The sequence below is a fragment of the Paractinoplanes abujensis genome, from assembly GCF_014204895.1.
Taxonomy (GTDB): domain Bacteria; phylum Actinomycetota; class Actinomycetes; order Mycobacteriales; family Micromonosporaceae; genus Actinoplanes; species Actinoplanes abujensis.
This window is the reverse complement of the sequence record NZ_JACHMF010000001.1, coordinates 5,056,295-5,077,061: the sequence shown is the minus strand read 5'-3', so window position 1 is coordinate 5,077,061 and position 20,767 is coordinate 5,056,295. Positions and strand designations below refer to the sequence as shown.

Genomic DNA, 20,767 nt, shown 5'->3' with positions numbered 1-20,767 from the left:
CCTGACGCCTGCGCCGAGTGTCCGGTGCCTGTGGCGATGGCCCGCGCCGCACCCGCGCCGACGGTCCCACATCCGCTTCCCGCGCCCCGCGCCCCAGCCAGCTCCCTTCAACGGCGCCCGCGCCGTGTTGCCCTCGCGCCCGCGCCCGGTCCCTGCGCCGACTGTCCGGCGCCCACGCTGATGGCCCGTGCCCGCACCTCGCGCCGACAGCCCGCATCCGACCTCCATGCCCCGCGCGCATGCCCTGCACTCGCGCCCCGCCCGCGCCCTTGCGCCTGCGTCCTGCACACGCGCCCAGACCCGCGCCGCCCCCGCGTCCGGCATCCGCGCCTCGTGCCGCCTTACGCCCGACACTCGCGCCCTGCGCCTGACGCCCGAGCCTCGCGCCTGTGTCGGTGCCGGTGCCGGTGCCTGCGACCTCCCCCAGGGCCCGAGCTCCGGCCCTTTGCCCGCGCCATGTGCCCGACACCCGTGCCCTGCGTCTTTGCGTTCGCTCCGCGCCCCGCATGCGTCTTACATTCGCCTCTGCACCCCGCACCCGCGTCCCGCACCCGCGTCCCGCACCCGCGTCCCGCACCCGCATCCCGCGTACCGCACCCGCGTCCCGCGCCCGACCTTTGCCCGCGATCCGTGCCTGCGCCCGGCGCGTGCCCTCGATCTGCACCAGCGTCTCGCGACCGAGTCCGATCTGCGTCCGGCGTCCGAGCCCCGCGCCCGAGCTCGGCGCCCCCGCCCCGCGCCCCCCGCCTCCGCTTTTGCAGTCGCGGCCCACACCCCTTCCGTGCCTCGCGGTCTTGTGTTGCGGCCGGTCGGGTTGGGGTTGGGAGGCACTGGCCTGCTGCGTCCAGCTTGGTGACCGCTTTCGGCCGCAGGTGAGGGGTCCGTCAGTCAGTCTGCGTCGTAGCGGCGCGCCACCGTTTGCGTCGCTGTCTGACCAGGTGGAGGCGTTTGAAGGGCTCCACCGTCAGGGGCGTTCGGCGGTGGCGTAGAGGATGTGGCCGTCCGGGGCGACGTCGGCTGTCATGCGCCAGCCGAGGGCGGCTACCGCGGCGGTCAGGGCGGACGGCTGCCAGAAGTGTTTGACGATCTGGAACTGGCGGCCGTCGTTGAGCGTTCGGGGCTGGGTGTGGCCGGGGAGTTCCTCGTGGTGGTAGCTGTCGAGCAGGAAGACGCGGCCGCCGGGGCGGAGGGCTGCGTTGACCCGGTGCCAGAACGGGGCGAACTGGTCGGTCGGCACGTGCGACAGCCAGTAGCTGAAGAAGACCACGTCGAAGGTGGCCGGGGGCGGGTCCCAGGTGAAGATGTCGGCCTGCCGGTAGCGGACGTGATCGCCCAGAGAGCGGGATCGGTTGCGGTCGAGCATGGCGGGGGAGGCGTCCACGGCCAGGACCGTTGTGGCGTACCGGGCCAGGTGGCGGGTCCACAGGCCGGTGCCGCAGGCGTATTCGAGCACGTCGCCGGTCGGGTTGAAAGAGAGAAGGGCCTGCTCGGCGTAGGCGACGGCGGCGAACCAGCGGTCCTCCTCGTCGGGGGTCAGGGCGTAGCGGCCCTGCCGGTACCACCACTCGTCGTACTCGCCGGCTCGGGCTTGGTAGTAGGCGCGCTGCTCGTCGAGAAGGCTCATACCCGGACGGTAGGACGGTCAGGGTTCCCGGATCGACCGCATTACCCGCACCAGCAGGATGATGCCGCCGCCGATCAGCACCAGGCCGAACGCGATCGCGATGACGCTGCCGGCGCTCATGCTTTTCTTGGCCACGGCTACCAGCGACTCGGACGTGGTGGTGGGGTTGCCGTAGACGGCGGCGGGGGCATCGGCGGTCGTGACTGTTGAGGACGGACCGCTGGAGCCGGGGACGGGCGGGGGCGCGATGGCCGCAGGCGGTGGCGTGGTGGTGGTTCCGGCGGCGGGCGCGGACGGTGGTGGCGCCGCGGAGTCGCAGCCGCTCACCGGTGGGCGCCAGGTTCCCACGTACGAGGTGAAACTGCTGTCGCGGATCGTCAGTGAACCGCCCGCGGGGGCCTTGACCGTGGTCGAACGGCCGGGGGCCAGGCGGGTGAGGCGGCCGCCGATCAGGAACACGGCGCTGACGCGGGCGCTCGCGGCGTTGGTCAGGGTGGCTGTGAACGAGCCGTCGCAGGCGTTGGCGAACGTGACCCGCGGCGCGGGGGAGCAGTCGGAGGATCCGCCGCGGTAGTGGGCGAACGGGCCCGACGAGCGGCTGCCCGGGGCGCCCAAGGTCTTTTCCCCGTACGGGTTCTGGTCGCTGGTCACCTCGTCGAGCAGGTCGCCGCCGATGATCGCGTCGACCGCGGCGTGGCAGGGCGGGACGACCACGTCGAGGTTGACGGTGCGGTTGGTCGCGGTGATCGTTTTGCGGTCGGACGAGTACACGAACTGGCCGGTGCTGCCGGTGCCCGCCGTGTAGGCGATCAGCCCGAACGTCTGCGTCTGGCCGGCGCACAGGGGGCGTACGGAGGAAATGGTTGTCTTGCCCGAATTGCCGGCGAATGTGTGGCGGAAGGTGGCGGACGCGGCGGAGGTGCACGTCTCGGCGGCCGAGGCGGCGGCGGGCGCGGCAAAGGCCGTGGCCCCGGCAAGCAGGAGCATGAACCGACGCAGCCTCATAAAGCACTGATCGGCGGAAATATCCGACTTGCTTAGCCGAGCGAATGTCGAGCGGCGGAGAGGCGGTGGACGGCGGCGAGTGGCCGAGGCGTTGGACAGCGTGCGGAGGCGCTGGACGAGACCGGCGGCGGAAGGCGGTGGACGGCGCGGGGAGGCGGTGGACGGCGCCGCGGCGGCGGGGAAGTGGTGGACAGCGTGGGAGGCGTGGACGGTGGCGGGAGGGGGTGGACAGCGTGGGGAGGCGCTGGACGAGACCGGCGGCGGAAGGCGGTGGGCAGCGCGGGGAGGCGCGTGGGCGCGGTGGGTCAGGTGCAAGGCGGACGGCGACCCGGCGTACAGGAAAATGCCCCGGCTCTCAGCGCGAGAACCGGGGCATCGGCCGAAACGGTCAGCCGCGGGCTTCGAGGGCCTGCTTGTAGAGGCGGCCGGCCCGGTAGGACGAGCGCACCAGCGGCCCGCTCATCACGCCGGCGAAGCCGATCTGCTCGGCCTCCTCGCGCAGCTCGACGAATTCCTCCGGCTTGACCCAGCGCTCGACGGGGTGGTGCCGCGGGGTCGGCCGCAGATACTGCGTGATGGTGATCAGCTCGCAGCCCGCGTTGTGCAGGTCGCGCAGGGCCTGGGAGATCTCGGCCCGCTCCTCGCCCATGCCCAGAATCAGGTTGCTCTTCGTGACCAGGTCGGCCGCGCGGGCCTGGGTGATCACGTCGAGGGAGCGCTCGTAACGGAAGCCGGGGCGGATGCGCTTGAAGATGCGCGGCACGGTCTCGACGTTGTGCGCCAGCACCTCGGGCGTGGCCCCGAAGACCTCGGCCAGCTGGTCGGGCTCGGCGTTGAAGTCGGGGATCAGCAGCTCGACGCCGCAGTCGGGCTGGAGCTTGTGGATCTGGCGGACGGTCTCGGCGTAGAGCCAGGCGCCGCCGTCGGGCAGGTCGTCACGGGCGACACCGGTGACGGTCGCGTATTTGAGGCCCATCGTGGCGACGGACTCGCCCACGCGGCGGGGCTCGTCGGCGTCGAACTCGGCGGGCTTGCCCGTGTCGATCTGGCAGAAGTCACAACGCCGGGTGCACTGGTCGCCGCCGATGAGGAAGGTGGCCTCGCGGTCTTCCCAGCATTCGTAGATGTTGGGACACCCGGCCTCCTGGCAGACCGTGTGCAGGCCTTCCTTCTGCACGAGCCCACGCATCTGCGTGTATTCCGGGCCCATCTTGGCTTTGACCTTGATCCACGGCGGCTTCCGCTCGATGGGAGTTTCGGCGTTGCGCGCTTCGATGCGCAGCATGCGGCGGCCCTCGGGAGCAATAGTCACAGGGTCGAGGTTACGCCTGAATAGGCCCCTGCCTAGACAGGGGCGACGAGGCTCACGTGGCGTCTCGTGTGACCGCCGCCACATGAAACGTGTTAAATGCCTTTCGCATGGACGTTGCCCCTTGTTAACGTCGGCGGACGGCGTTGAAGGAACCGAGTACCGCCTCGATCCGCCGGCCGAGAGAGCCACCGCGTGCTGTGAAGGTGGCCCGGCGCCGGGGCGGGAAGACACTCCCGAGCCGCAGCACGACAAGAGGCGCCTGCCAAGGCGCGAAGGTGTGGTGGCACCGCGAGGATCCCGCTCGCCCACGCCTCCCTGGGGCCGCGTTGCAGCAAACCAGAGGAGGTCCTAGCCGTGCAACGCATCCTCTCTTCCCGGCTCACGGCGCATCCGCACGAGACCGTGACGATCGCCGGCTGGATTCATCGCCGCCGCCTGCTCAAGTCGGTGGCCTTCCTGATCGTCCGCGACGCCGAGGGCCTCTCGCAGGTCGTCGTCACCGCACCGGAGACCCGGGAGCAGCTCGAACAGCTCACCGAGGAAAGCGTCGTCGAGGTAATCGCCACCGTGAGCCCGAACGAGCAGGCCCCCGGCGGGGTCGAGCTCACCGAGCCCAAGATCCGGGTGCTTTCCGCCGTGCGCGAGCCGCTGCCGTTCGAGCTGCACCGCCCGGCCCTCGGCGCCGCGCTGCCGACCCAGCTCGACCATGCGGCGCTGGCCCTGCGGCATCCCGCCCGCCGCTCCGCGTTGCGGATCGCGGCTCAGGTCACGGCGGGTTTCCGGGCGGCCCTGACCGAGCAGCGCTTCGTCGAGATCCAGACGCCGAAGATCGTCGCCTCGGCCACCGAGTCCGGCGCGAACGTGTTCAAGCTCGACTATTTCGGCCGCCCGGCCTACCTCGCGCAGTCGCCGCAGTTCTACAAGCAACTCATGGTCGGCGTCTTCGAGCGGGTCTTCGAGGTGGGCCCGGTCTTTCGCGCCGAACCCAGCGACACCGTGCGTCACCTCGCGCAGTACACGTCGCTCGACGCCGAGATGGGGTTCATCGCCGACCACCGCGACGTGATGGCCGCGCTGACCCGCACGCTCGCCGTCATGACGGCCGGCCTGTTCGAGCAGCCGATCGTGCCGTCGGAGATCCCGGCTGTGCACTTCACCGAGGCGCTGCGCATTGCCGGGGCGCCCGCGGACGAACCCGACCTGGCCCCGGCCCACGAGCGCGCACTGGGGGAATGGGCGCTTCGCGAGCACGGGTCCGAGTTCGTCTACGTCACCGGTTACCCGATGCGCAAACGTCCCTTCTACACCCATCCCGACCCGGCCGACCCCACCTACTCCAACGGCTTCGACCTGCTCTTCCGCGGCCTCGAAATCGTCACCGGCGGCCAGCGTCTGCACAGTCACCAGGACTATGTGGACGCTCTGACCCGGGCCGGCGAACCCTTGGCGCCCTACGCCGGTTACCTGGACGGCTTCCGCTACGGCATGCCCCCGCACGGCGGGTGGGCGATCGGCCTGGAACGCCTGGTGGCCCGCCTGACCGAGACCCCGAACGTGCGCGAGGTGACCGCCTTCCCGCGCGACCTCAACCGCGTGACCCCGTAACCCCTGATCCCGTACGCGTCGTGGGCCCCGGTGTTCGAGGGGCCCACGACGCAGATGGATCAGGCCTGGTCGTCCACGGGTGGCGACCAGCGGGGCCGGGCTGCGGACAACGGTCGTTGATCGGCCCCGAGGCGTAAAGTCCCGCACGTGCTGATCGACCTCGACGTCGTGCCCGCGGAGCGGGAGCGGGTCCGTGCGACCAGGCCGGTTGCGTACGTGGTGGTCGCGGTGGCCGCGCTGGCCCTGCTGCTGCTCGGGGGCTCGGCCGTGCTGCCGCGGGGCGCCGGGGTCGTCGAGGTGCTCAAGGCCGACGGGACGGGGCTGTCGGCGGGCCTGCTGACCACCGAGGCCACCTACATCGTGCGGGCCGACGGGCAGATCGAGGCCACTCCGCTCTGTGCGGGCTGCCCGGCCTGGAGCGCCCAGATCACCACGGGGCAGCGGCTGCGGATGGGTGACGGCGGCACGCTCGTGGTCGACGAGAACGAGGCCGGCGTGGTCACGTTCCTCGACGCGCGTACGGGTGCGGTGTTGTGGAGTCGCAGCGGCTTCCCGATCGTCGAGCTCGTCGGTGGGCGGGTCGCCGAGTGGAGCCCTGACGACGGCATGCTCCGGCTGCGGGAGTTGCGCACCGGGCGGCTGTTCTGGCAGCGCCCGGCGGAGGCGTTCGTCGGCGACGACAAGCGTGTGGTGCTGCTGGACGAGGGACGCGCGGCCGTCTACGCCGCTGACAGTGGACGTGAGCTCACCGGGTGGCGCGATCTGGGCGTACGGGGTGAATTGCGATTTTTCTCCCCCGGCACGGCAGCGGCGCAGATCGTGGGGGAGCGGCTGATCGTCTTCGACGCCCAGCAGGTCGCGGCTTTCCGGCTCGACGGGCTCCAGGGCGAATGGCTGACGCCGGTGGTCTCGCCGTTCGGGATGGCCGCCTGCGGCGGCGGACTGTTGTGTGCGATCGGCTTCGAAGGGCTGACCGTGCTCGACCCGGCGAGCGGAAAGGTGCGGTGGCGGGGGCCGCAGTGGCGCACGCTGGCCGGCGGCCGGGTGCTGACCGACGAGAACGGCCGGTCGGCGCGCGTCGACGTCGCCACGGGCCGGATCGAGCACGACTTCGGCCGCGGCCGCCCGATCGACCACCTGCTGTTCTATCCCGAGGGCAACCGCACGACGCTGGTCGGCGCGGACGACGGCCGCGTGCGCGGGGTCATCCCCCGGGTCACGCCGGACGCCTGCCAGACGGCCGGCGACCTGCTGTCCTGCCTGCGCTACGACCTGACCGTGACCGTCTGGCGGATCAAGCCTTAGGCCAGCACGGCGATGGTCATGCCGATCACGATGGCGAACGGAATGATCGTCGTGCAGACCAGGATCACCCAGGCGACGGGGTGGCCGAAGTTGAGGGACACCCCACCGCCGCGTTTGGGGACGAAGACGCGTTTGTCCTGCGGGTCCCGATAGAGAGCCATCAGAGCAGGGTAGTGAGGTGCTTCTCGACCACCGGCAGCACCTCGGCCACGGTCACGTCGCGGCCCAGTTCGGCGCTGAGCGACGTGACGCCCGCGTCGCGGATGCCGCACGGGGTGAACCGGTCGAAATTGGTCAGGTCGCAGTCGGCGTTGATGGCGAAGCCGTGCTGGGTGACGCCGCGGGCGACCCGGATGCCGATCGCGGCGATCTTGCGGTCGGGGCCGCGGTCGTCGGCCAGGACCCAGGCGCCGCTGCGGCCCTTGATGTCGGAGCGGGCGGCGGTGACCCCGAACTCGGCGCACACGTCGATCAACATCTGTTCCGTACGGCGGACGTAGGCCACCACGTCGATCGGGTCGGGCAGCTTGAGGATCGGGTAGCCGACCAGCTGGCCCGGGCCGTGCCAGGTGATCTTGCCGCCACGGTCGACGTCGACGACGGGGGTGCCGTCGATCGGCAGGTCGGCGGGCTCGGTGCGCTTGCCCGCCGTGAGCACGCTGGGGTGCTCCAGCAGCAGCACGGTGTCGGGCTGGGTGCCGTCCGCCACGGCGTCGTGCAGGCGCCGCTGCTCGTCCCAGGCCTCGCGATAGTCGACCAGGCCGGGCCGCAGGACAGTGAGCGTGGAAGTTGTCACGCCGTCCACGGTAGTCCCCTCCTCACCGGTCGACCGGGTCCACTCCGGGACGGATGCGCCACACCAGCACGTCGTCCACCCGCTCCGGCTCGCCCAGCAGGTCGCGTGCGGTGATCTCGACGGCCGAGCGGAACAGCGGCCCCTCGGGCCCGGTGATCTGGTCGGGCAGGAACAGCGCCTGGATGTCCCAGCGCTGGAAGTCGGCGCGGGCCGTGGCCCGGTCGGCGTTGTCGAGTTCGGCGATGTAGCCGTAGAGGGCGGCCCGCAGAAACAGCCAGTCGGTGGCGCGCGGGATCGAGCCGATGCGGCCCTTGCCCGCGGAGCCGTCGACGTCGGGGCCCAGGAAGTAGCCGTCGGGGATGCGGAACGTCTCGGCCCCGCGGGCCATCGTGTACGCCTGCCAGCGCTGCCCGTCGGCGGCCACGTTGATCGCGAACGGCAGCGCGCTGATCACCCCGCCGTCCGGCGCGTACCGCTGCCACGTCCCGTCGGCGATGAACCGCGGTTCGGGCGCCCGGTGCCGGTACTCGAGCGGGATCGGGAAGATCGGCACGAGGGCGATCACGAGGCCCATCGTGAACAGGGGCTGCGGCCGGGTGGCGTTGAACGCGCGCTCGCAGGCCAGGGCCAGGATCACGCCGAACACGCCCACCAGCACCAAGGCGTAACGGGCGGGAAGTGCGGCGTCGAACAACGGCGCGTGCTGCAGGAGGGCGTACAGGAGGGGAATGTCGGTTTCCTGCCCCGAGATCCGCAGGCGGGGGCCGAGCGAGATCAGCAGGAACAGGCCGCCCACCACCATCAGGGCGCGCAGGGTGGCGCGGCGCCGGTCGTCGGCGTGCCGGTAGAGCACCACCAGCGAGACGATGATCAGCAGCATCAGCGGCAGACCGAAGAAGCTCTGCTCCTCCGTGCGGTTGGCCGCGAGGTCGTTGCCCAGCCCGGCCCAGGCCGCCAGCGAGCGGTCGGCGAACGCGAAGAACGAGAACAGATCCTCGGAGTAGTGCCGCTGGTTGAACCCGGTGCCCTTGAAGGTCTGCGGCCCCGCGAAGTGCATGTAGAGCGGATAGGCCAGCAGGGCTCCGGCCACCACTGCGGTGACGCCCAGCCCGGCCAGGAACTTCGGCCCCGCCGTGCGCGCCTCGGACCGGTTGACCGGGGCCAGCGCCCACACGATCACGAACACCCCGCCCGCCATCGCCGCGAAGAACAGGCCCTCGGCGGCGATCGAGAAACCGACGGCCAGTGTCAGCCCGAGCAGCAGCCCGTTGCGCAGCCACCGCCCGGGGTCGCGCATCTTGAGCAGCCGCCACAGCACCAGCGGCGCGATCCAGCCCGCCGTCCAGTTGAGGTGGCCGTTGGCGTGCGCGATGAAGCCCGGCGCGAACCCGCAGAACAGGCCGGCCAGCGCGGCCGCGGCCCGGTTGGGGGTGATCCAGCGGCTGAGGAACAGATACCACCCGTACGCCGAACCGGCCAGGTTGAGCGTGAGGATCGTCAGAAACGTGATCTGCGGGCCGGCCAGCATGGTGAGCGGCGCGAACACGATCGCGTAGACCGTGATGGACGTGTTGGCGGCAAGGTTGACGCCGTCCGGCACGTTGAGCAGGTCGGTGAAGAACGGGTCGCCGCCGTGGTGGAGCAGGTGCACGCCGTACGACAGCACCCACTCGAAGAACGCCTGATCGCCCACGTTCTCGGCGACGGCGTGCTCGAACGGGTCCTGCCAGAGCCGGCTGACGACATAACCCCCCAGAACGAGGGCGGCCAGCGCGACGAACAGATGCGAGCGCCACCGCCGGGTCGCCGGTGGGGCGTCGGGCGGGGCCGGCTCATCGGCGGCGGACGTGGTGGTGGGAACGGCGACGGACATCAGGCGCAGGTTAGCAAGCCTGCGCCTGCGATCAAGCGGACGCCGCCGCTTCCCGGCCCACCGCCGCCTGCAGCGCCGCCTCGATGGTCGGGTGCGGCCAGCTGAAGCCGGCCCGGTCCAGCACCGCGGGGACGACCCGGGAGCTGCGCAGCGACTCGCCGGCCAGCTCGCCCAGCACCACGTAGAGCGCGGGGCTGGGCACGGTGAGCAGGGCCGGGCGGTGCACGGCTTCGCCGAAGGCCTTGGTGAAGTGCGCGTTGGTGGCCTGCTCGGCCGCGGTGACGTTGACCGGGCCCGCGATGTCCTCGCGTTCGAGCAGGAACTCGGCCGCGGCGAGCCAGTTGGGGGCGCTGGTCCACGGCATCCACTGCTTGCCGCCGCCCAGCTTGCCGCCCGCGCCCAGTTTGAAGACCGGCAGCAACCGCTCGACCAGGGTTTCGACGGCGATGCCGGTGCGCAGCAGCACGACCCGGACGCCGGCGTCCTCGGCCGGGCGGGCGGCGGCCTCCCAGACCCGGCACAGGTCGGCCAGGAAGGTGTTGCCCGCGGGCGCCTCCTCGGTGACCGGGTCGTCGCCGGTGTCGCCGTACCACCCGACGGCGGAGGCCTGCAGCAGTGTGTGCGGGCGGTCGCCCTCGGGCAGGTTGCGGATCGCTCGCGCGATCGTGCCGGTGGTGTCGACCCGGCTGGAGCGCAGCTCGCTCTTGTAGCGGGCCGTCCAGCGCTTGCCGCCGACGTTGGCGCCGGACAGGTTGATCACCACGTCGGCCGCCGCGACCAGGTGCGGGTCGAGCTGACCCTGGGCGGGCTGCCAGGTGGCCTCGTCGGCTGCCTGAGCGGGCCGGCGCACCAGCCGGGTCACATCGTGGCCGCTGCCGCGCAGCCGCTCGACGAGGGGCGCGCCGAGAAAGCCGGAGCCGCCGGAGATCAGGATCCGCATGGCTCCCATCATGCCCCGAAGTGAACCCGTTCAAAACGAAGAGAGCGCCCGGGGTGATCCCGGACGCTCCCTGTCGCTGCTGACTGTCAGGCCAGGCCGAGGTCACCCTCGAAGTGCCCGCCCTCGAGACGCTCCTTCAGCGTGACCAGGAAGCGGGCGGCGTCAGCGCCGTCCACGATCCGGTGGTCGTAGCTGAGGGCCAGGTAGACCATCGAGCGGGGCGCGATGACCTCGCCCAGCTCGGGGTCGTTGATGACCACGGCCCGCTTGACCACGGCGCCGGTGCCCAGGATGCCGACCTGCGGCTGGTTGATGATCGGCGTGTCGAAGAGCGCGCCCCGGCTGCCCGTGTTGGTCAGCGTGAACGTGCCACCCGAGATCTCGTCCGGGCCGATCTTGTTGTTGCGGGTGCGGTCGGCCACGTCGGCGATCCGCTTGGCCAGCCCGGCCAGGTTGAGGTCGCCGGCGTCCTTGATGACCGGGACGATCAGGCCCTTCGGGGTGTCGACGGCCATGCCCAGGTGCTCGGCGTCGTGGTAGGTGACCGTGCCGGCCTCCTGGTCGATCGACGAGTTGACCACCGGGTGCTGGCGCAGCGCCTCGACCGCGGCCAGCGCGAAGAACGGCAGGAAGCTGAGCTTCACGCCGTGCTGGGCCTGGAAGTCGGCCTTGGCCTTCTGCCGCAGCTGGGCGATCTTGGTGACGTCGACCTCGACGACCGTGGTGAGCTGGGCCGAGATCTGCAGCGACTCGACCATGCGACGGGCGATCGTCGCGCGGGTGCGGGTCAGCTTCTCGGTGCGGCCGCGCAGCGGGCTCGGCTCGGGCTTGGCCTTGGGGGCCGCCGGAGCCGCAGCGGAGGACACCGGGGCCGAAGCGGCCGGAGCCGGGGCCGCCTTGGCCGCGGCGGCCTTGTCGGCCGCGTCGGTCACGTCCTGCTTGCGGATGCGGCCGCCGACGCCGGTGCCGGTCAGGGTCGACAGGTCGACGCCCTTCTCGGCGGCCAGCTTGCGGACCAGCGGGGTGACGTAGCCGGCGTCGCCGGCGCCGTTCGGGCTGGCCTGCTCGACGCGCGGCTGCGACGGGGCGGGCGGCTCGGCCTTGGCCTCGGCGGCGACCGGGTCCTTGGCCGTCTCGGCCTCGGGGGCCGGGTCGGCGTAGGACTCGCCGGACGGCGCGAAGTCGGGGGCGGGGGCCGACTCGATCTTGGGAGCGGACTGCTGCTGCGGCGCGGGAGCCGGAGCCGGCTTCTCCTCAGCCGGAGCCGGCTTCTCCTCAGCCGGGGCCGGGGCCGCGCCCTCGGCGCCGATGATCGCCAGGTCGGCGCCGACGTCGGCCGTCTCGTCCTCCTGCACCTTGATCTCGAGCACCGTGCCCGCGACCGGCGAGGGGATCTCGGTGTCGACCTTGTCGGTGGAGACCTCGAGCAGCGGCTCGTCGACCTCGACGGAGTCACCGACCGCCTTGAGCCAGCGGGTGACGGTGCCCTCGGTGACGCTCTCGCCGAGCGCCGGCATCTTGACCGCGGTGCCCTCGCCGCTCGACGGCGCGGCGGCCTGGGCCTGCGGGGCCGGGGCCTCCTCCTCGACCGGCTTCTCGGTCGAGGGCTCGGTCGGGGCGGGAGGCTCGGGCTCCTCCTGCTGCTGCTGTTGCGCGGGAGCCGGGGCGGAGGTGCCCGCGTCCTCGCCGTCGCCCGAGATGACCGCGAGCTCGCTGCCGACGTCGGCCGTCTCGTCCTCGCCGACGACGATGCGCGACAGCACACCGGCCGCGGGCGACGGGATCTCGGTGTCGACCTTGTCGGTGGAGACCTCGAGCAGCGGCTCGTCGGCCTCCACCCGCTCGCCCTCCTGCTTCAGCCAGCGAGTGACGGTGCCCTCGGTGACGCTCTCACCCAGCCGCGGCATGGTGACCGATGTCGGCATGTCTCAGAACTCCTTAACCACGTTTTGGTCCGGCTCGGCGTAGATCAGGTGATCAGCTGTGTGCGTGCAGGGGCTTGCCCGACAGGGCCAGGAACGCCTCGCCGAGCGCCTCGTTCTGCGTCGGGTGCGCGTGGACCAGCTGGGCGACCTCCTCCGGGAACGCCTCCCAGTTGTAGATCAGCTGGGCCTCGCCCACCAGCTCACCCATGCGCGCGCCGACCATGTGGACGCCCAGGACCGGGCCGTCGTTGAGGCGCACGAGCTTGACGAAGCCCGCGGTCTTGAGGATCTGGCTCTTGCCGTTGCCGCCGAGGTTGTAGTTGTACGTCGAGACCTTGTCCGCGCCGTACTGCTCCTTGGCCTTGGTCTCGGTCAGGCCGACCGACGCGACCTCGGGGTCGGAGTAGGTGACCCGCGGGATGCCCGCCTCGTCGATCGGGGCCGGGCGCAGGCCCGCGATCTCCTCCGCCACGAAGATGCCCTGCTGGAAGCCGCGGTGCGCGAGCTGCAGGCCGGGCACGATGTCGCCGACGGCGTAGATGTTGCCGACGCCGGTGTGCAGGCGCTCGTTGGTGATGACGAAGCCCCGGTCGAGCGTGATGCCCTGCTGCTCGTAACCCAGGTTGGCCGTCGTCGGGCCGCGGCCGACCGCGACCAGCAGCACCTCGGCCTCGACGGTCTCGCCGCCCGCGATGGTGGCCCGCACGCCGTTGGCGGTGTGCTCGACCTTCTCGAACGGCTTGCCGACCTTGAAGTTGATCTTGCGCTTGCGGAAGGCGCGCTCGACCGTCTTCGAGATCTCCTCGTCCTCGGCCGCGACCAGCCGGGGGAGGGCCTCGATGATGGTGACGTCGGCGCCGAACGACTTCCACACGCTGGCGAACTCGACGCCGATCACGCCGCCGCCCAGCACGATCGCGGAGGACGGCACACGGTCCAGCTTGAGGGCGTGCTCGCTGGTGATGACCCGCTTGCCGTCGACCTCGAGGCCGGGGATGGTCCGCGAGTAGGAGCCGGTCGCCAGGATCACGTTGCGTCCGGTGTAGCGCTTGCCGTCGACCTCGACCGTGTCCTTGCCGACCAGCTTGCCGGCGCCCTGGACCACAGTGATCTTGTCCTGCTTGAGCAGACCCTGCAGGCCCTTGTAGAGACGCGCGACCACGCCGTCCTTGTAGGCGTTGACGCCGGCCATGTCGATGCCGACCAGGTCGGCCTTGACGCCGAACTGCTCGCTCTCGCGGGTCTGGTCGGCGATCTCGGCCGCGTGCAGCAGCGCCTTGGTCGGGATGCAGCCGCGGTGCAGGCAGGTGCCGCCCAGCTCGGCCTTGTCGATCAGCGCGACGGAGAGGTTGAGCTCGGCCGCGCGCAGGGCGGCCGCATAACCACCGCTGCCGGCGCCGAGGATGACGATGTCGAAGGTTCCGCCGTTCGGCTGGCTCACGTTGACTCCAGTGTTCGCGTCGTTGCCATGCGGGTCACACAATGGAAACGGTCACAGTATGTCCACGCCATCTTGTCACTTTGCGAACCGGCCGATGCACTCAGGTTCCCCGCGGCGGCCCTGCTCGACGTACTCTTGCCGCAATTGGACGTGAGGAGCATGGGGTGGCCTGGTTTCGGCGTCGCCAGGAGCCGCGGGCCGCGGCCGGACGGGCTGTTGACCGTGCCGATCTTGAGTATCTCGCGGAGTTCGTCCGCACCCGTCGCGGGGTCGAGGCCTTCATCGAGCCGCGCACCAACGTGACCGAGACCACGGTGTTGCTCGTGGCACACGACGGCGAGTGGACGCGCCGGCGCACCGAGACTCCCGAGATCGCCCGGCGGTGGGCTCATCAGCTGAGCGTTCCCATCTATGACGTGCGGCTCATGGGTTATCCGCAGCGGATGCGCGACTACAACGAGCGCAAGAAGCGCCGTCCCGCTCAGGAAAGCTGACACGGTTCCGGGCGCCGTGCGCCCGGAACCGGCAAGATTTACCCCAACCGGTCGATAACCGACAGAAGCGTACGAACCGGGACGCCCGTGCCGCCCTTCGTCCAGTAGCCGGTGGCCTCGCCCGTGTGGTAGCTCGGGCCCGCGATGTCGATGTGCGCCCACTCGACACCCTCGGCCACGAACTCGCGCAGGAAGACGCCGCCCTGCAGCATGTGCCCGGCCCGGTCGAGGTTCGCGTTCGTCTGGCAGATGTCGGCGATGTCCGACTCCATGCCCTTGCGCACCTCCTCCGGCAGCGGCATCGGCCAGGCCGGCTCGCCGACCTCGTCGCCCGCCGCGCGCACCAGCTCGGTCGCCGCGTCCGAGCCCATCAGGCCCGCGATGCGCTTGCCGAGCGCGATGACCTGGCCGCCGGTCAGCGTCGACGCCTCGAACACGTAGTCGGTGCCGTCGGCGCAGGCCCGGGCGATCGCGTCGCCCAGCACCATCCGGCCCTCGGCGTCGGTGTTGAAGACCTCGACCCGCTTGCCGTTGAACATCGTGATGACGTCGCCGGGGCGGTACGCCGTACCGGACGGCATGTTCTCGGCCATTGCCAGGTAGGCACTGACCGCCACCTTGGGCTTGAGCGCCGCCACGGCCAGCATGGTGGCGCCGACCGCGGCCGCACCGGCCATGTCGGACTTCATCTCCCACATGCCCGCGGCCGGCTTGATGCTGATGCCGCCGGTGTCGAACGTGATGCCCTTGCCGACCAGCGCGACCCGCTTCGGCGACTCGACGCCCTCGGGCACATAGGTCAGCTTGACCAGCCGCGGCGGGGCCTCGGAACCCTGGCCCACGGCCACGATGCCGCCGTAGCCGCCCGCTTTGAGCTCGTCGAAGTCGAGCACCTCGACCTGCAGGCCGGTGCCCTCGGCCGCCGCCACCACGGCGTCCGCGAACTGCGGCGGGCGCAGCGAGTTGGGCGGGGTGTTGACCCAGTCGCGGGTCAGGCGCACGGCCCGCGCCACCACCTCGGCCCGGCTCACCTCGGCCACCGCCGCCGCGTCGCTCGCGTCCGGCACGTGCACCTGCAGCGCCGACACCGGGTCACGGCGATTCGGCTGCGGCTTGGTCTTGTAACCGGCGAACTTGTACGACCCGAGCAGCGCACCCTCGAGGATCGCGCGCAGCACCGGCGGCGCGTCCTCGTCGTCGGGCAGCGGCAGGGCGAGCGCGACGGTGGCGCTGCCGGCCAGCGCGCGCACCGCGGCACCGGTGCCCCGGCGCAGCATCTCCCGCTCGGGCGCCGAACCGGACGGCTCGTCACCGAGGCCGACCGCCACCACCAGCGGGGCGGCGATCGTGCCCAGGGTGGCCAGCTTGGTCACCTCACCGGGCGCGCCGCTCGCCCCGAGCAGCGCCAACGTCGAGGTCAGCTTGCCGTCGAACGCGGCGGCGATGCTCTCGGCGCCGGCTGCGGGCAGCAGGGCGCCGCCCTCGTCGGGCTGGCTGTGCAGGCCGATCACGATGGCGTCGACGGCCAATTCGGCTGGATCGGTGTCGACCAGGCTGAGGCTGGGCTGGCTCACTGAAGGCTCTCCGCGGACTTCGGGGCCGGGCGCCTGATGGGCCACGCCGGCTGGTCGGTGGTTCCCCGGCGGACTGACGCCGGAGGTGGGGTGTCCCCGCGACTCTAACCACACCCAAGGTCACGGGTAAGTTGACTCTCATGTCTGCCGACGCCCTTTCTCGTTCCCCGCTGCACGAGCGTCATGTCGCCCTCGGTGCGAAGTTCGCCGCTTTCGGGGGCTGGGAGATGCCGTTGGAGTACGCGGGCGGCGGCGTGATCAAGGAGCACACGGCGGTGCGCGAGGCCTCCGGCGTGTTCGACGTGTCGCATCTGGGCAAGGCCCGCGTACGGGGTGCGGGCGCAGCCGCCTTCGTCAACGCGTGCCTGACGAACGACCTGGGCCGGATCGCTCCCGGCAAGGCGCAGTACACGCTGTGCTGCGACGAGAACGGCGGCGTGGTCGACGACCTGATCGCGTACCTGATCTCCGACGACGAGGTCTTCCTGATCCCGAACGCCGCCAACACCGCCTCCGTCGTACGGCTCCTGCAGGCCGCCGCGCCGTCCGGCGTGACCGTGACCGACGAGCACCGTTCGTACGCGGTGCTGGCCGTGCAGGGTCCGCAGTCGCCCGGGGTGCTGGCCGAGCTGGGCCTGCCCACCCCCGGCGAGTACATGGCGTTCGTGCCCTCCGGCGAGCTGATCGTCTGCCGTACGGGCTACACCGGCGAACACGGCTACGAGCTGGTCGTGCCCTGGTCCGCGGCCACCGGGATCTGGGACGCGCTGATCGGCGCCGGGGTACGCCCGTGCGGCCTCGGCGCCCGCGACACGCTGCGCACCGAGATGGGCTACCCGCTGCACGGCCAGGACCTGTCGCTCGACATCACGCCGGTGCAGGCGCGCTCGGGCTGGGCCGTGGGCTGGGGCAAGCCGGCGTTCTGGGGGCGCGACGCGCTGGTCGCCGAGAAGGCCGCGGGTCCCCGTCGCACCCTGCGTGGGCTCGAGCTGACCGGCCGGGGCATTCCACGCGGCCACATGCCCGTGTACGCCGGTGAGTCGCTCATCGGCGAGACCACGAGCGGGACGTTCTCGCCCACCAAGAAGGCCGGCATCGCACTGGCCCTGCTCGACACGGCGGCCGGCCTCACCGACGGCGACCTGGTCGAGATCGACATTCGGGGCCGGCGCACGGAGGCCCGCGTCGTGAAGCCGCCGTTCGTGCAGCCCTCGGTCCGCTAGCCGAGGGTCAGACCGACCAGCGTCAGCGTCGTGGCGGCCTCCACGGCGGCGCCCAGCACGTCGCCGGTGATGCCGCCGAAACGGCGTACGGCGTGGCGCACCAGCAGGACCACCGTCAGCAGCGCGACGGCGACGGCGAGCGGCCCCTGCCACGTCCGGCCCGGAATCACCGCGGCGGCCGCCATGACCAGCGCCGCTCCCACGACCGCCACCGGGAGCGGCACCGTGCCCGCCACCAGCGCGCCCAGCCCTCCGGGCCGGGCCGCCGGCACCCCGCGGCGGCAGGCGAGCGGGATCGCGACCCGCCCGGCCGCGAACGCCACGACCACCGCGAGCAGCGGGAGCGCGGTCACCGCGGCCGCCTGCAGCAGCAGCGCGCAGGCGATCGCGGCCACCCCGAACGGCCCGATGTCCGGCTTCTTCATGATCTCCAGGGCGGCGTCACCCCGGCGGTAGGAGCCCAGCGCGTCGATCGTGTCGGCCAGCCCGTCCAGGTGCAGGCCACGGGTCAGCAGGGCCGCCGCGGTCACCGTGACCGCGGCGGCGACCAGCGCGGGCGCGTGAGCCTCGCGCAGCAGCCACAACAGCCCGGCCAGCAGCGCGCCGAGCAGCGCGCCCACGGCCGGCGCCACGCTCATCGCCACCGCGGCCGCCGCCCGGTCGACCCGTCCGGCCCGGACCGGCAGGACCGTCAGCGTGGTGATCGAGAGCCGGAGGCCGGCCCCGAAGCTCACGTGCTGGCCGGTCCCGGGCCGTCCGGCTCCGGCTCCACGAACTCGGCGTCGTCCTCGTCCTCGTTCTCGTCCGAGGAGGCGGCCAGCGCCGGGTGCGCCCCGACCGCCGACGCCAGACCCACAGCCGTGCGCAGCAGCGGCAGAGCGGCCAGTGCGTTGGCCCCCTCGCCCAGACCCAGACCGAGCTCCAGTACGGGGTTGAGCCCGAGCACGTCACCGGCCTGGCGCACCAGTTCCAGGTCGCCCGTGTCGACCAGCAGCGACCAGTGCCGGGTCTGGCCGGCCAGGTCGCGGGCGATCAGGCCGGCCGCCACACCGACCGGCCCGTCGAGCACGACCGGAAGCCGGCGGGCGGCCGCGCCCAGCAGCGCCCCGGTGGCCACGGCGAGATCGTGACCGCCCAGCTCGCGCAGGATGTCCTTGGCCCCGCGGGGCTCCCGGCGGATGCGGTGCAGCGCGTCCCGCACGGCGGCACAGCGCAGCATCCACGACTCGTCGTCGAACACGCCGCCGGGCAGCAGCACCCGGGGCAGCACCGCGACGGCCTCCGACCCGGTGGTGGCGACCGAGACGGCCGTGGCCACCGCGTCCGTGCCGACGCCGATCGAGGCCAGCACCAGCAGGTCCTTGCCCGCCTCGGCGGCCGCGTCGGCCAGGTGCCAGCCCTGCCGGAGCGCGCGCTCGACCTCCTCGTCGGTGGCGGCCGGGCCGTCCTCGATGGGGCCCGACTCCTCGGTGCGCAGCACGGCGATGTCGGCCCCGGCCGAACCGGCCAGCCGGCTCAGCACGCCCTCGCCCGCCTCGACCTGCGCGACCCGGCGCTCCACGTCCTCGATGTCGTCACCGGCCGCGGCGCCGCCCGCGTGCCGGCCCGAGAGCAGCAGCACGCGCGGGGCCGACCAGGCCTGCGGGGTGACGGTGGCTTGGGTGGCCGCGGCGAACTCGACGGCCTCGACGAGGCGTCCCAGCCCCGCCCCGGGGAAGTCGACGGTGGTCAGGCGGTCGCGCGCGTCGGGGCCGGCGTCGCTGTCGGGCAGCGGCAACTCCATGCCGGCCTCGATCACGGTGTTGGACGCCACGAGCGGGAGCACCATGGTCGGCTCGTTGAGCACCCCCGCCGTACGGGGGGAAGGGGCCGGTTCCTCGACGACGGGGCTGACGACGTGGGCCTCGACAGGCTCAGACGGGACAACAGGCGTCTCCCTCACCGGGGCCGGCGCCGGCGCGGGCGGAGCGACCTCGGCCGGCTCCTTCAGCCAGACCACGCGGCCCGCCACGACCAGGGCGACCCGGTCGCAGGCGTCGGCCAGGGCCTGGTTCGTCGTGCCCAGCGCGTCGGCGAAGGCCCGCCCCACCGGCGTGGCCGGCACCAGCGACAGGCCCACCTCCGGGCTCACCAGCACGACCCGGGCCGCGCAGGCGCGCACCGCCGCGGCCAGCGCCGCCACGTCGGCCTCGTCGTCGTTGGGCTGCCGGGCCGGGTCGAGCAGCGCCGCCACCCAGCCGCCCAGGTCGTCCACGAGCAGCGTGTCGTCGGGCTTGGCCTCGGTCAGCAGCTCGGTCAGCCGGGCCGGGTCGGCCCCGGTCTCCTCGGTCGACCACGACTGCGGCCGCCGCCGCTGATGGGCCTCGATGCGACCCAGCCACTCGGGGTCGTCCTCGCCACCCGCCGCCGTCGCCACGTAGCGCACCGCGGGGGCGTCGGCCACCAGCGACTCGGCGAACTCGGACTTGCCGGAACGGATCCCGCCGAGCACCAGGACCGTGTGCCACCGATCATCGGACATGCCCCGTACCTTAAGGCCGGAGCGCACACGCGGACGCCGTAGGGTGGAGGCGCACCGACCGAGGACGTGAGGGGGCGGCGAATGCCGTGGAGTTGGCGGTACGAGAACGTCGAGGGCCAGCCGGTCGCCGGGCCGCAGGAGACGTTCAGCAGCCAGGCCGACGCCGAGTCGTGGATCGGCCAGGAATGGCGGCAGCTGTCCGAGCAGGGGGTCGCCGGTGTCGTGCTGCTCGAGGACGACCGGGTCGACTACCGGATGAGCCTGCGCCCGGCCGAGTGAGCGCGCAGCCGTGACATACGAGCCGGTCTCCACCAGGACGCCTCGCAACGCCTTCGTGCCCAGCCCCGTCTTCGTGGGCATCGTCGCTGTCTTCGCGGTCAGCGGCTGGATGACGTGGACGGGCTTCGGCAACGTCCGGGTCGACGTCTTCCTGTTCATCGTGTCGGGCTGGCTGGTCTCGCTGTGCCTGCATGAGTACGCGCACGCGCTGCTGGGCTTCTTCTCCGGCGACCGCAGCGTGGCCGACCGCGGCTACCTGCGGCTCAACCCGCTCAAATACACGAGCCCGCTGCTGTCGATCGTGCTGCCGGTGGTCGTGGTGATCCTCGGCGGCATCGGCCTGCCCGGCGGCGCCGTCTGGGTCGACCACCGCCACATCAACAGCCGCCTCAAGGATTCGCTGATCAGCGCGGCCGGCCCGCTCACCAACGTGGTCCTCGCGGTCCTCGCGGCGTTCCCGTTCCTGATCGGGGTGGTCGATCCGCCGTTCGTCGAGGTCGCCGGGGGTTACGCGTTCAACAGCGGCGACGGGGCCCACGCCGAGTTCTGGGCGGCCCTCGCGGCGCTGGCGTTCCTGCAGGTCACCGCGACGATCCTCAACCTGCTGCCGATCCCCGGCCTCGACGGCGGCGGCATCATCGCGCCGTGGATGAGCCCGGCCTATCAGCGGGCGTGGAACCTCTTCGCCCCGTACGGATTCATCCTGCTCTTCCTGCTGCTGTGGCAGACGCCCGTCGGCGACTACTTCTACGACCTGGTCTTCTGGATCACCGACAAGCTCGGCCTGGACCAGGTGCTGATCCAGGTCGGCCTGGAGTTGATGAGATTCTGGTCCGGCTCGTAGGAGCCG

At 72.0% G+C, this 20,767-nt stretch carries 18 protein-coding genes; 6 read left to right on the top strand and 12 right to left on the bottom strand.

Annotation, left to right across the window (positions count from 1 at the left end; genetic code table 11):
• Positions 1–964: 964 nt before the first annotated feature.
• The 3 genes from BKA14_RS22880 to lipA all read right to left on the bottom strand — a co-directional run bounded on the left by BKA14_RS22880 (position 965) and on the right by lipA (position 3,914).
• Positions 965–1,624: a class I SAM-dependent methyltransferase gene (locus BKA14_RS22880; RefSeq protein ID WP_184952933.1), complete on the bottom strand. Its 660-nt coding sequence runs from the start codon at positions 1,622–1,624 to the stop codon at positions 965–967.
• A gap of 18 nt (positions 1,625–1,642) precedes the next feature.
• Positions 1,643–2,611, bottom strand: a complete 969-nt coding sequence (locus tag BKA14_RS22875) for a hypothetical protein (RefSeq protein ID WP_184952932.1) — start codon at positions 2,609–2,611, stop codon at positions 1,643–1,645.
• 406 nt (positions 2,612–3,017) lie between these two features.
• Positions 3,018–3,914, bottom strand: a complete 897-nt coding sequence (gene lipA, locus BKA14_RS22870; RefSeq protein WP_184956902.1) for a lipoyl synthase — start codon at positions 3,912–3,914, stop codon at positions 3,018–3,020.
• Between the two features lie 381 nt (positions 3,915–4,295).
• Between lipA and aspS the strand changes: the two genes are divergently transcribed.
• Together aspS and BKA14_RS22860 are read left to right on the top strand one after the other, a co-directional pair.
• A complete protein-coding gene (aspS, locus tag BKA14_RS22865; RefSeq protein ID WP_184952931.1) occupies positions 4,296–5,546 on the top strand; it encodes an aspartate--tRNA(Asn) ligase in 1,251 nt (416 codons plus the stop codon).
• 147 nt (positions 5,547–5,693) lie between these two features.
• Positions 5,694–6,851 (top strand): outer membrane protein assembly factor BamB family protein, encoded by a 1,158-nt coding sequence (locus BKA14_RS22860; RefSeq protein ID WP_184952930.1) that lies wholly within the window; start codon positions 5,694–5,696, stop codon positions 6,849–6,851.
• Here the strand turns inward: BKA14_RS22860 and BKA14_RS22855 are convergent.
• The 6 genes from BKA14_RS22855 to lpdA form a co-directional block, all read right to left on the bottom strand.
• The gene (locus BKA14_RS22855) at positions 6,848–7,012 is read right to left on the bottom strand and encodes a DUF5808 domain-containing protein (protein WP_184952929.1); all 165 of its coding nucleotides are present in this window, start codon (positions 7,010–7,012) and stop codon (positions 6,848–6,850) included. The two genes, BKA14_RS22860 and BKA14_RS22855, sit on opposite strands and share 4 nt — an antisense overlap.
• A complete protein-coding gene (gene lipB / locus BKA14_RS22850; RefSeq protein ID WP_184952928.1) occupies positions 7,012–7,647 on the bottom strand; it encodes a lipoyl(octanoyl) transferase LipB in 636 nt (211 codons plus the stop codon). Before lipB ends, BKA14_RS22855 begins: the two co-directional genes overlap by 1 nt.
• 22 nt (positions 7,648–7,669) lie before the next feature.
• Entirely contained in the window at positions 7,670–9,520 is a 1,851-nt protein-coding gene (locus tag BKA14_RS22845; RefSeq protein ID WP_184952927.1) for a DUF6311 domain-containing protein, read from the bottom strand.
• Positions 9,521–9,551: 31 nt separating this feature from the next.
• Positions 9,552–10,460 (bottom strand): TIGR01777 family oxidoreductase, encoded by a 909-nt coding sequence (locus tag BKA14_RS22840; protein ID WP_184952926.1) that lies wholly within the window; start codon positions 10,458–10,460, stop codon positions 9,552–9,554.
• An 86-nt stretch (positions 10,461–10,546) separates the two neighbouring features.
• On the bottom strand, positions 10,547–12,385 hold the full coding sequence (gene sucB / locus BKA14_RS22835) for a 2-oxoglutarate dehydrogenase, E2 component, dihydrolipoamide succinyltransferase (protein ID WP_184952925.1): 1,839 nt from the start codon (positions 12,383–12,385) through the stop codon (positions 10,547–10,549).
• Positions 12,386–12,437: 52 nt separating this feature from the next.
• Positions 12,438–13,826, bottom strand: coding sequence for a dihydrolipoyl dehydrogenase (gene lpdA, locus BKA14_RS22830; RefSeq protein ID WP_184952924.1), 1,389 nt, complete (start codon positions 13,824–13,826; stop codon positions 12,438–12,440).
• A gap of 164 nt (positions 13,827–13,990) precedes the next feature.
• Between lpdA and BKA14_RS22825 the strand changes: the two genes are divergently transcribed.
• Positions 13,991–14,320 (top strand): hypothetical protein, encoded by a 330-nt coding sequence (locus BKA14_RS22825; RefSeq protein WP_184952923.1) that lies wholly within the window; start codon positions 13,991–13,993, stop codon positions 14,318–14,320.
• A gap of 38 nt (positions 14,321–14,358) precedes the next feature.
• Here the strand turns inward: BKA14_RS22825 and BKA14_RS22820 are convergent, their stop codons facing one another.
• Positions 14,359–15,894 carry a leucyl aminopeptidase gene (locus tag BKA14_RS22820; protein ID WP_184952922.1) on the bottom strand — a complete coding sequence of 512 codons (1,536 nt, stop codon included), beginning with the start codon at positions 15,892–15,894 and terminating at the stop codon, positions 14,359–14,361.
• Positions 15,895–16,034: 140 nt separating this feature from the next.
• Between BKA14_RS22820 and gcvT the strand changes: the two genes are divergently transcribed.
• Positions 16,035–17,117, top strand: coding sequence for a glycine cleavage system aminomethyltransferase GcvT (gene gcvT, locus BKA14_RS22815; protein ID WP_184952921.1), 1,083 nt, complete (start codon positions 16,035–16,037; stop codon positions 17,115–17,117).
• On the opposite strand, the gene BKA14_RS22810 is transcribed toward gcvT, so the two are convergent.
• Both BKA14_RS22810 and BKA14_RS22805 read right to left on the bottom strand, forming a co-directional pair.
• Positions 17,114–17,851 carry an adenosylcobinamide-GDP ribazoletransferase gene (locus BKA14_RS22810; RefSeq protein ID WP_184952920.1) on the bottom strand — a complete coding sequence of 246 codons (738 nt, stop codon included), beginning with the start codon at positions 17,849–17,851 and terminating at the stop codon, positions 17,114–17,116. The two genes, gcvT and BKA14_RS22810, sit on opposite strands and share 4 nt — an antisense overlap.
• The gene (locus BKA14_RS22805) at positions 17,848–19,638 is read right to left on the bottom strand and encodes a bifunctional adenosylcobinamide kinase/adenosylcobinamide-phosphate guanylyltransferase (RefSeq protein ID WP_184952919.1); all 1,791 of its coding nucleotides are present in this window, start codon (positions 19,636–19,638) and stop codon (positions 17,848–17,850) included. The genes BKA14_RS22810 and BKA14_RS22805 overlap by 4 nt, the downstream gene beginning before the upstream one ends.
• A gap of 81 nt (positions 19,639–19,719) precedes the next feature.
• Between BKA14_RS22805 and BKA14_RS22800 the strand changes: the two genes are divergently transcribed.
• On the top strand, positions 19,720–19,917 hold the full coding sequence (locus BKA14_RS22800; RefSeq protein WP_184952918.1) for a hypothetical protein: 198 nt from the start codon (positions 19,720–19,722) through the stop codon (positions 19,915–19,917).
• Between the two features lie 10 nt (positions 19,918–19,927).
• Positions 19,928–20,761, top strand: coding sequence for a site-2 protease family protein (locus BKA14_RS22795; protein ID WP_184952917.1), 834 nt, complete (start codon positions 19,928–19,930; stop codon positions 20,759–20,761).
• Positions 20,762–20,767 lie beyond the last annotated feature (6 nt).